This is a genomic window from Stenotrophomonas sp. PS02298 (genome assembly GCF_029959445.1).
Taxonomy (GTDB): domain Bacteria; phylum Pseudomonadota; class Gammaproteobacteria; order Xanthomonadales; family Xanthomonadaceae; genus Stenotrophomonas.
Genome location: NZ_JASCOR010000036.1, coordinates 20,640 through 31,265, shown reverse-complemented (window position 1 = coordinate 31,265; position 10,626 = coordinate 20,640). Strand labels below are relative to the sequence as shown.

Here is a 10,626-nt window from a genome sequence, read left to right as displayed (position 1 = left end):
GGGTAACGGCGTGGGGCCGATGCTGATGGAACAGCGAAGCGCCCCGGCCGAAACCGGGGCGCTCGGTGGTGGTGAAGGTCAGGCGGCGAGTGCGTGGGCCTGCTGCTCGTCGTCGTTGTCGATGGCTTCCGGCTCGTCGTTCGTCACCGCCTGCGGCGCATCCTGCGCCGTGGTGTCGTCGGTGCCTTCGGCCTTGAAGATGGCAGGCATCCAGCCGGTGCCATCGGCCAGCCGCTCGGCTTCGCTGGCAATGTCGGCCTTCTTCAACTTCGCCAGCCGGGTGACGTGCGCCGGGGCGTACTGCTCCACGGCTTCCAGAATCGCGGCCTTCGGCACATGCCGGAAATAACCCTCATTGGTGGGCTTCCACCATGCGGCCATGTCCAAGCCGACAGCCTGCGCCAGTTCCGCGCCCGGTTGCTGCGGCGTGGCGCGGGGTGTCACCACGTCCACCGTGACGGCCACGGATATCGCCAGCAGCCGCACCAGTTCATCTTGCGACTTCGCTAGCAGCACGGCGAACAGTTCGGCGCTGTCCTCCGGCAAGCCTTCGCCTGCTACCTGCTGCAACTCGCGCAGCGCCACGGCGGCGGGCGAATCCGGTATATCCGGGGCGATGCCTTCCAGCCGGTCTTGCGCTTTCAGGCTCACGCCCAGCGGCAAGTCGTGGCCGTAGTGGCTGCCCTGCAAGACGGTCTGCACCATGCCATGCACCAGCGCGGCCAGCGCCACTTGCGGATGCCGGGCGACTTCGATTTGCAGCGCGGCGGTGCGGTGGGCGCTCAACCGCTGCGCCAGCTTGTCGGACATGGCGGCGGTCTTGGGCTGCTCGTCGTCCTCGCCTTCGTCGTCGTTCCCGGCTTCGCTTTCGCTGCCGAAACCTTGGCGCAGGCGTTCCAGTGTGCGCAGCGCCTTGGCCTCGGCCTCGCGCATCAACCCGCGATGAATCACTGCCTGCCCGTTGCGGTCGATGGTGACGATGGCACCGGCTGCGGCCTTCACGGTCGTGCCGTAGTCCTGCAAGCCATCTTCCAGCGCCTGCAACTGCTCGCCCACGGCTTCGCCTTCTTCCTGCAAGGCATCGGCCTTTTCCTCGTCTTCGGTATCAAGCGCGTCATCCACGGCGGCGGCCAGTTCGTGCATCTTGGTTTGCAGCTTCTCGATGCGCTGCGCTTCGCGCTTGTTCGGTTCGCGGCGCTCCCTCGGCGCACGCTGGAAGGCGTGCAGGTCGGCATGGGTCACGGCGGGGGTGGCATCCACCCACGCCCAGCCTTCGTCCTTCACCTCGGCGGCGATACCTGCCAGCTTGTCTTGCGCCAGCCGTTCCAGCAGCGCGGCATCGGTCAGATACACGCCCGCGTCACCTTCCGCGAACAGGTCACGGCGCACACCACCGCCTGCGGCTCCGTAGGTATCCAGCCCCACGAAACGCACCAGCGGATGCCGGTATGCGTCAATCTCGCGCTCGGTGAGGCGGTCGCGCAATTGGGAAGGGTTGCGCTGCCACGTCGGCGCGTCGTAGAACGCGGTTTCCTGCGCGGCGTGGTCGTCGGTGATGGCAAGGGCCATCAACTGATCGAGCGTCACGGCTTCGGCGCGGTAGTCGGCCAGCAGCCGGGGCGAGACGTTCGCCAGCTTCAAGCGGCGCTGCACCACCAGCGGCGTGACGCTGAAATCGGCGGCTATGTCCTCGATGGGTCGGCCTTCGGCCACCAGCGCGGCGAATGCCTCGAACTGGTCGGCGGGGTGCATGGCTTCGCGCTGCACGTTCTCGGTGAGGCTGGCCGTGCGGGCGGTGCCATCGGCCACCAACAGGCAAGGCACTTCCCATTCCTTGCTGATGCGGCGCTTCTTCGCCAGCAGCTTCAACGCGGCCAGCCTGCGGCCACCGGCCACGACTTCGTAATGCTCGCCATCGGCGGCGGCAATGACGATGAGGTTTTGCAGCAGGCCGACACGCTGAATGCTCGCGGCGAGTTCGGGAATGGACATGCGCGGGGTCTTGCGCACGTTGCGGCCAGCAGGACGCGACACCAGCCGCGACAGCGGAACCAAAATCAGGTTCTTGGTCGGGTCGGCGGCTTCCAGCGGGATAGCGGCGGCGGTGTTGAGGGCGCGGGCTTCGGTTTGGGTAATGGCGTTCATGGTGATAACTCCTATCGGTTCAGGGATGCAGCAGCGAAGAAAGCGGCAAGGGCTGCTGCCTGCCCCTGCCGCGTGGGGAATCAGGCCTTCAACTGGCGCAGGCCATCGGCCAACATCCAGAGGGCGCGATTGAGGCGCACATCGGAATCAATGCCCTGCACGGGGCGGGTCTGCTGGCGGCGTCCGTTGGCGCTGCGGCCATGCAATCCGCCTTTGGTCAGGTTTTCTTGGGTGCGGTTGAACACGCTCCACAAGTCCGGGCGGCGGTCGTCGAACCGGCGCGGCATCAGGATTTGGCTTTCCGTGATGGGCGCGGGCTTGTTATCGGTGGGGTCGTACTTGAGGGCCAGCGCGGAACGGGCGAACACTTCGGCTTCGCCTTCGTCCAGCGTGATAGCGCGCATCAGGTCGCGGGATTCCTTCACGCGTTCGAAGCCGCTCAACACCTCGAAAGCGCCTTCGATGACAGAACCGGCCACGTCGCCCTTGTGCGGCACGCGCACATCGGCCACGGTATCGCCGCACACAAGGCCATTGCTGCAAACGAACCGGAACATTCCGGCCAGCATCTGATAGCTGCTGGTGCCGTCGTGCGAGTTCAGCAGCACGATTTCATTGGCTTCCGCGCCGTTGATCTGACTGGCATGGCGCAGGCGAATCATGTGTTTGGTGTAGTCGCGGCGGTCGTCGTGCCGCACGCGGGTTTGCGCTGCCATGAAGGGTTCAAACCCTTCCTTGCGCAGTTCCGCCAGCACGGCGGCGGTGGGAATGTAGGCGTACCGTTCGGAGCGGCTATCGTGCGGGGCCTCCGCGAAGATGGACGGGGCTACGCGGCGGATTTGGTCGTCGGACAGCGGGTAGTCACTGCGCAGCGTCGGGGAATGGGAAGCGAATCGAGATGCGAGTTGCATGGTTTTCTCCAATGAGTTGCTGTGGTTTCAAAGCTGACCGGATTCCAAGATTCGGAGCCCGTTGTGGCTTCGGTTGGTTCGGCGCAGAGACCTGGGCCGGTCCTGTTTGCCGCCGTCTTTCCTGAGTTCATCGCCCGCGAAAAACCGGGCCAGCGAGGGACTGGCCGTCAAGGGAGAAGCGCAGGGTTGGTGCGGCCCGCAGCGCAGCGAGGACTCGGCCCTGCGCGCCTTGACGGCCAGGCACCGCGGGCTACGGTCGCGGGAAAAAGCGATGAACTTGGGGAAAGACGAACAGCGGCCAATGGGCCAGGGGGTGCGCTGAAACCAACGCCGCGCGGCGAGCGCCCCTGCGTGCCAGCGGCACGCCTAGCTGGATGGCTGTTGGTCGATCAGGTGCAACCTGTTCGGTGCATGCGAGGGGCGCCAAGCAAGGCGCGGCGGGGATGGGCTGTCCAGCCGATCCCCTGGAGGGCAAGCGCCGCGCGCAGGCCAGGAGCGAAGAGACGGCCGGAGGCATCAGGGATCAAAGCCGCATGGCCGCGACTCGGCACGAGGCGCGGGGCAACGCCCGCGAGCCCGACGGCGGCACGCCGGGATGCTCTACTGTTCACAACAAAATGTAAGTGACGCAATAGTACTTATGAGCCACAATGTAGCTACATCTATTGTGAGCGCAACAATGGCAAGTAACTGTCGCATCCCGGACGATCATATGGTCGCTTGTTAAACAGATGCGGGTGCGACTGATACCACTGTTTCATGGCCTGCATGGGCGTACTGCTCTTGAGCGCTGATTGCGGCAACTGGTGGTTGTACAGGGCCACATAGCGCAACAAGGTTTGCTCCATGTCCTCGCGGCTGTTGAACCTGTGGGTCTTCAGGACGTCTGCAATACGCCCATTGAACCGCTCCACCATACCGTTGGTTCTCGGTGTTCTGGGCTTGGTCAGCCGGTGCTCTATGCCCAGCTCCTGGCACAGTTGATCGAACTCATGGTTGCCGCTGGGTTCGCGTTCCCGGCTGGCAAACAGGCGGTCTGTGAACTCCTTGCCGTTGTCGGTCAGCAGCTTGGTGATCCTGAGTGGACAGGCCTTGTGCAATGCCTTCAGGAAGGCTTGCGCACTGGCGGCCGTCTTGTTGGTCTTGAGCTGCACAAACACCCAGCGCGTAGCCCGATCAATGGCCACGAACAGATAGCGCCTGCTGCTCTCGTCCTGCATCTGGGGCAGGTACTTCACATCCATGTGCACATAGCCAGGCTCGTAGCTCTTGAAGGCCTTGTGTGCTACCGCAGGCTCCTGGGGTTTGAGGGCGTTGAGGTTGCCCGCGCCATGGCGGCGCAGACAGCGGTCCAAGCCAGAGCGTGAGACATGGGGGCAAATGAACTCGCGCGTGACCGCCAGCAGGTCATCCAGGGGCAGCAGCAGGGTACGCCTGAGGTGGAGCACCACGGTCTCTTGCGCAGGCGTGAGCACGGTCTGCAGGTGATGGGCCGTATGCGAGCGGTCTGCAAAAACATCGCGCTTCTTCCATTTGTAGACCGTCTGCTCAGTGATCCCGAAGCGCAGGGCCAGGACGTTGGCTGGCTCGTTGCTGGCTGCGATCTCGGCACGCACGGCGGGCGTGGTGCGGGCGTTCTTGTGCAGGGCAATCAACATGGCTTTACTCCCTGGGTAGATTGCAAGGACTCTATCAACTCTTGCAGGACCGCTCTGGCCATGAAGAGGGGATAGCGTTTAGAGTCTATGCAATCGTCCGGGATGCGACAAGTAACGACGTCGTTCGTGCCCGGATTGACGGGCAGATTAAAGAAGCCGCAACTGTTGTTCTGGCTGAAATGGGGTTATCAATTTCGGATGCGATTCGGATGCTGCTGACCCGAATCGCGGCAGATAAGGCACTCCCCTTTGACATCAATCGTGTGTCGTCCGATTCTGATCGGAAGGCACCATAAGGTTGCGCTGAGGCAAGGCCCGCAAATCGTTTCTCTGAACAGTAGGGATCAAGAATAGTTCATGGCATCTATCAGACCTTCAGCATTCAATCAACGTGAGCGTTTGGACGGCGGCCCCTTCCTTGTCATTGAAGCAGCCGAACCGGAAGAGGAAGGCATTAACGTTTTCTTCACTGATATTCCCGCAGCGGAGCGCAAGCCGGATTCGCCAATAGCGAGACTGCTCAATGTGTGTCCAGACAGATTGACCATTTGGCCTCTTAATATTCGAGAAGATCGCGACGATTACCTGCAACCTAAATACGGCACCCTTGAACGCATCGTCGTCGCTCGGCCTGTTATCGAGCCCTACATACTGCCAGAGACTACTGACGATGTCGTTGGGCTTCTTGAGCAGTTGCCGGATGGGTTTGCCAAAGATTTTCGATTCGGTTTGGGGCTTCTGTGGGAATATCGGCAAATTTGCGAAACAGCCGCCAGCTTAGAAAACGTAAGCATACTCATTGTCCACAAAGGAAATGACGCGAAAATTGATTCGCCATTCTTTATTCTCGGAATAAGAAGATTTCATGAATTAAGAAAAGAATTAAATCGCATAGCCTCTCGCCACCAGAGAGACGCGCGCAAGGACAAGCAATTTCATGTCTACCAGACCTTATTACATGCTGCCGATTCAGCACAATTTCCCGCTCTAAAGAAGAGCGTAAGACCTGATGCACTAACGGAAATGACCGATGGTGGGCGGCAGCATGTGACGCTTTCCAAGCGTGATCGGCGCGCCGCTGTTCGCATGGTTCAAGACAATATAGAAGCACTGGCGGAATCTGAGCCGCGCTCGCTGCTGGCATTAAAGAATGATATTGAGCTCATCACACTGAATCAACTGATTGAGCGATACCAGGAAATGCTTGGAAAAGGACTGACGGAAAGCAAGTGGCAAAGCTTCTTTCTGGAAAATCCTTTCATACTTAGTCTTGCATTTGCCGTTCCAGCCATGCTGGTTCAGGGGCAAGCTTATGCAGGTGGCAAGCGACTTAACGGGTCCGGCGGAAAATTTTCAGATTTTCTATACGCATCCGCTTCCACGGGCAATCTTGGCCTCATTGAGATAAAAAAGCCGCAAACCGAACTGCTAGGAAAATCTCCCTATCGTGGAGATGATGTTTTTGGCCCATCGACAGAATTGGGTGGAGCGATTGCTCAAATTCTAGATCAGCGTTTCAAATTGCAGAGTGAACTACCCGTCATAAAAAATAACATGAACCGATACGACCTCCACAGCTATGCGGTTCGCTGCATAGTTGTCGCTGGCATGACGCCACAAGAGCATCAGCAAAGAAAGTCATTCGAGCTCGTTCGAAATGCGTTCGCAGAGATCGTGATCGTGACTTTCGATGAACTACTTGCAAGGCTAACCGAGATTAAAAATGCGCTCCAACCGATTCCTACCTTAGACACGGTGCCGTTCTAAAACCAACTGACAGTTGGCCATTCCGTAGTTGGGATCAATGGCTGCAGTGTTCAACCAATCCATCGGCCGATCGGCATGTGGATTTCAACAACAAGATTGAATCAAATGCATATATCCAAGCTCAGCCTGGTCAACTACCGGAACTTTCCCAACACGAAGCTGCTGTTCCAGAAGGGTATCAACACTGTCATCGGCGAAAATGGATCTGGCAAAACCAATCTCTTTCGCGCAATCAGATTGCTGCTTGATGACAACATGATTCGCTCTGCCTACCGGCTGGAGCATACCGACTTTCATCGCGGCCTAGGGCGCTGGCAGGGACATTGGATCATCATCAGTCTTGAGTTTGAGGAAATCTCTGCGGATGAATCAGTGCAGGCGCTCTTCCGACATGGGACGGGCGTAATTGAGGAAGAGGCGAACGGCAAGGCCACTTACAACCTGATCTTTCGTCCGAAGAAGGAAATCAGGCTGCGACTTTCTCAATTGAACGATGGTGATCAGGCAGGCCTCGACGCTATCCTGAACCCGGTCACCATCGACGACTATGAAACGATTTTCACAGGTCGGAGTGAAGCCGACTTCAACGACGAGGCCTTCTATAAGGATGTGGTCGGCGACTTCGCGAATGTTCGATTCAATGAAGAGGTTGAATTTCGTGTTATCGGCGCGAAGATTCCGAACGTGCTGTCCGTCTCCAAAGAAATTTCGTTCACTTTCGTCCAGGCGCTACGGGACGTCGTCTCCGAATTTCACAACAACCGGACAAATCCGCTCTTTTCGCTTCTGAAGGGCAAGAGCGGCGATATCGACCCCGTGGCGTTCCAGGCTATCACCGACGGGGTAAAGGCATTGAATGACTCCATCGAAGCGTTGCCAGACGTGCAGGTCGTCCGGACGGATATCAGAGACACCATCAAGGATGCGGCGGGTGAGGCGTATTCGCCGTCTTCTCTTTCTATCAAGTCGGATCTGCCAGACGAAGCTGACAAGTTGTTCCAGTCGCTCAAGCTGTTCGTTGGCGAATCGGGGGAGAGCCACGAAGGACCGATCCACGAGCTGAGCCTTGGTGGAGCAAACCTGATATTCCTCACGTTGAAACTGCTTGAATTCAAGTATCAAAAGGCTAAACAGTCGATCGCCAACTTTCTGCTTATCGAAGAGCCGGAAGCTCACATTCACACACATATCCAGAAAACACTGTTCGACAAGCTCAAATACGACGACACACAGATCATTTATTCGACCCATTCGACGCACATCTCTGAGGTCAGCAATGTTCAGAACGTGAACATCCTCGGCAGAGAAGGTGATCGTTGCGAGGCATACCAGCCTGCAATTGGCCTAAACCCAGAAGAGATCGGCAACATTCAACGCTACCTGGATGCTGTCCGTAGCAACTTGTTGTTTGCCAAGAGCGTCCTCTTAGTGGAGGGCGATGCAGAAGAAATTCTCGTTCCGATCCTGATCAAGAACGTGCTAGGCGTCAGCCTTGATGAACTCGGCATCAGTTTAATTAATATCCGCAGCACTGGATTTCAGAACGTCGCGGTTCTTTTCGATGATGCCCGAATCCGGAAGCGGTGCAGCATCGTCACCGACCTTGACAAGTCCATCATTGACACAACGCCGGCGGCGGGAGACTCCGAAGGGCTGCTCCGGCGCAAGGGCAAGTATCAGGCATCCCAGGAAAAAGGGGTCGCCAGGAAAGCGTTATTGGAAGACACCTTCAAAGATAACGGGTGGGTTTCTCCATTCTTTGCCCCCCATACCTTCGAGGTCGACTTCATTGCCGCCGGCAATGCGCGTAAGGTGGTCGGCATCCTTCCTGATGTCTACAAGGATGCACCAACCATCGCGACGGCCAAGGCGGAGCTCGAATCAGCGGACATCGCGTTGTTCGGTCAGCGCGCATTGACCATGGCGGACAACTACGGCAAGGGATGGTTTGCCATCTTGCTGGGAAAGAAGATCGATCCGCAGACCGCCATTCCGAAGTACATCTTGGACGCCATCGCTTTTGCGCATCCGGTGGTCACTAAGGAAGTCTGGTTTAACGTGCTGAGCTACCGCGTGAACTACATCGATGCAGAAGATATCTTCACTGCGTCTGCCGTATTCGACGACTTTAGGGCCAAGCTGCTGGCCTTCCGAAATGGAGACATCGACTTCGTCGGCATCCGAAACGAGATGCTTGCCACGTTCCCAGATGATCGCATCAACGATGTACTCGCGGTGTTCTGATCATGTTCATGTGGAACAAAGATGATCTGAATCCCGAGCAGGAAGCAGCCATTCTGAAGCCAGGGAGCGTCTTTCTCATCGCTTGCCCGGGCAGCGGGAAAACGCGCACGCTCACCTACAAAATCGCCTATGAGTTGTCCAGGCTGAAATCGAACAAGCAGTTTGTCGTTGCCATCACTTATACGCACCGTGCCGCCGACGAAATCCACGAGCGCATTGAGAGCCTTGGGGTGGATACATCCCGATTATGGATAGGAACGATACATTCGTTCTGTCTTGAATGGATATTGAAACCGTACGGCATCTATCACGAAGCGTTGGATCGAGGCTTCCGTGTGATCGATCAGCATGAGCGCGAGAAAATCCTGGAGGCATTGTGCAAGCCTTACCAGAAGCCAAAAATAACATTCTGGGATTGTGAGTTTTATTACACCGAAACTGGATATGTGCTCTCCTGCCCACAAGATTGGAAGCATTCGGGTCTTCACGTCATATTGGGCAAGTATTTTGAGATTCTGCACGAAAGTCGGCAGCTAGACTTTGAGCTCATTCTTTACTATGCGTACCAACTGATCGCACGTCATCCTGCGATCAGCACTCTTCTGGCACAGTTGTTCTCTTTCGTGCTGATCGACGAGTATCAGGACACCAAACGAATTCAGTATTCGATCATCACCGCCATTCTGAAAGCTGGTCAAGGTGCGACCAAGGCCTTTATTGTCGGAGATCCTAACCAGGCGATTTATCAATCGCTTGGCGGATATCCGATTGCCTTCGAGGATTTCAAGGCGATGGCCAATATCGATTTGGACGAACTCGAACTGTCGCGGAACTACCGTTCTTCTGAGCGCATCATTGAGTACTTCGGAAACTACAACGTTCACAACACACGCATCGAAGCCGCATCCGAGGACAAGGCGTACCCAAGCCTTATTTCATTCGACGACACAGTGAGCAAAAATGATCTGGACGCTGAGCTCATCCGGCTCATCCGTTTCAACATTGAGACTATGGGCATCTCACCTCACGAGGTGTGCATTCTCGCGCCACAGTGGACGCATCTTGCAAGCATGACACGTCGTTTGGTCGCCAGCATGCCGGAGTACTCATTCGATGGCCCCGGTATGGTTCCCTTTGCACGGGACACTGAGAATTTCTGGTACAGGCTTTCTAAGATTGCACTTACTCAGGCATCGCCGGGAATGTATGTGCGCAGACTGCGGTGGGCCGGGGAGATTCTGAATGACCTAGAGGCGGCCGGGGCTAGCGTGTCGAAGCTCACGCGGAGGTCCTTGTTGAGGGAGTGCAATGCAATTAAGATCGATGAAACAGATGGTCTTACCTACTTGAGCGCATTTTTCGAGCGTCTGTTTGCAAACTTAGCAATCGACTTTCGCCTTTTCACGCTGCTTCAAGAGCATCACGTTGCCTTCTTCGATAGTTCGCAAGCCCGGGTAAATCGATTGAAGAGTGAAGGTAGCGAATTTATAGGCGATATTGAGACATTCAGGAAGGTATTTCAGCATAGGACTGGAATCACCATCTCGACGATACACGGCGTCAAGGGAGCCGAGTTCGATGCAGTGATCGCTTATGCATTATTAGAAGATATGGTGCCGCATTTCAATGATCCGAACGGTCAAGAAAGCGCGATGAAATTGCTGTATGTCATTGGTTCGCGGGCAAGGAAGAACCTGCACCTTGTTTCGGAACGAGGTCGAGTTCGCCAGTATTCTGGCGAAGAGTATCAAGTAACTCGCAAGCTTGCCTCATGCAGTTTTGGATACGATCAAATTCCATAGAAATCACGAGTAGCGCAACCGCGCTCTCTATGGGATGCCCTACAGCTTTGTTTAGCGTTTGGCTGAATCATCTGCGCGCGGCTCGCTCTGCATGCCCTG

At 56.7% G+C, this 10,626-nt stretch carries 7 protein-coding genes; 4 read left to right on the top strand and 3 right to left on the bottom strand.

All coding sequences use genetic code 11. The annotated features are described in order from the left end of the window. Positions 1 to 78 precede the first annotated feature (78 nt). From QMX78_RS07860 to QMX78_RS07850, 3 genes are all read right to left on the bottom strand, one after another. The gene (locus tag QMX78_RS07860; RefSeq protein WP_004883050.1) at positions 79 to 2,145 is read right to left on the bottom strand and encodes a ParB/RepB/Spo0J family partition protein; all 2,067 of its coding nucleotides are present in this window, start codon (positions 2,143 to 2,145) and stop codon (positions 79 to 81) included. Positions 2,146 to 2,225: 80 nt separating this feature from the next. Beyond that, on the bottom strand, positions 2,226 to 3,056 hold the full coding sequence (locus tag QMX78_RS07855; protein ID WP_004883049.1) for a DUF932 domain-containing protein: 831 nt from the start codon (positions 3,054 to 3,056) through the stop codon (positions 2,226 to 2,228). Positions 3,057 to 3,718: 662 nt separating this feature from the next. Continuing rightward, positions 3,719 to 4,714: an IS481 family transposase gene (locus tag QMX78_RS07850; protein WP_282268193.1), complete on the bottom strand. Its 996-nt coding sequence runs from the start codon at positions 4,712 to 4,714 to the stop codon at positions 3,719 to 3,721. A 92-nt stretch (positions 4,715 to 4,806) separates the two neighbouring features. Between QMX78_RS07850 and QMX78_RS07845 the strand changes: the two genes are divergently transcribed. The 4 genes from QMX78_RS07845 to QMX78_RS07830 all read left to right on the top strand — a co-directional run bounded on the left by QMX78_RS07845 (position 4,807) and on the right by QMX78_RS07830 (position 10,527). Then, positions 4,807 to 5,010 (top strand): type II toxin-antitoxin system RelB/DinJ family antitoxin, encoded by a 204-nt coding sequence (locus QMX78_RS07845; protein ID WP_343239202.1) that lies wholly within the window; start codon positions 4,807 to 4,809, stop codon positions 5,008 to 5,010. Between the two features lie 61 nt (positions 5,011 to 5,071). After that, a complete protein-coding gene (locus QMX78_RS07840) occupies positions 5,072 to 6,481 on the top strand; it encodes a Shedu immune nuclease family protein (protein WP_004883043.1) in 1,410 nt (469 codons plus the stop codon). A gap of 105 nt (positions 6,482 to 6,586) precedes the next feature. Next, a complete protein-coding gene (locus tag QMX78_RS07835; protein WP_004883041.1) occupies positions 6,587 to 8,725 on the top strand; it encodes an AAA family ATPase in 2,139 nt (712 codons plus the stop codon). Between the two features lie 2 nt (positions 8,726 to 8,727). After that, entirely contained in the window at positions 8,728 to 10,527 is a 1,800-nt protein-coding gene (locus QMX78_RS07830) for an ATP-dependent helicase (protein WP_004883039.1), read from the top strand. The last annotated feature ends 99 nt before the right edge of the window (positions 10,528 to 10,626 follow it).

Bases quoted from the DNA above. Each gene is read 5' to 3' on its own strand.
- QMX78_RS07860 (WP_004883050.1), bottom strand. From the start codon at position 2,145: ATGAACGCCATTACCCAAACCGAAGCCCGCGCCCTCAACACCGCCGCC.
- QMX78_RS07855 (WP_004883049.1), bottom strand. From the start codon at position 3,056: ATGCAACTCGCATCTCGATTCGCTTCCCATTCCCCGACGCTGCGCAGT.
- QMX78_RS07850 (WP_282268193.1), bottom strand. From the start codon at position 4,714: ATGTTGATTGCCCTGCACAAGAACGCCCGCACCACGCCCGCCGTGCGT.
- QMX78_RS07840 (WP_004883043.1), top strand. From the start codon at position 5,072: ATGGCATCTATCAGACCTTCAGCATTCAATCAACGTGAGCGTTTGGAC.
- QMX78_RS07835 (WP_004883041.1), top strand. From the start codon at position 6,587: ATGCATATATCCAAGCTCAGCCTGGTCAACTACCGGAACTTTCCCAAC.
- QMX78_RS07830 (WP_004883039.1), top strand. From the start codon at position 8,728: ATGTTCATGTGGAACAAAGATGATCTGAATCCCGAGCAGGAAGCAGCC.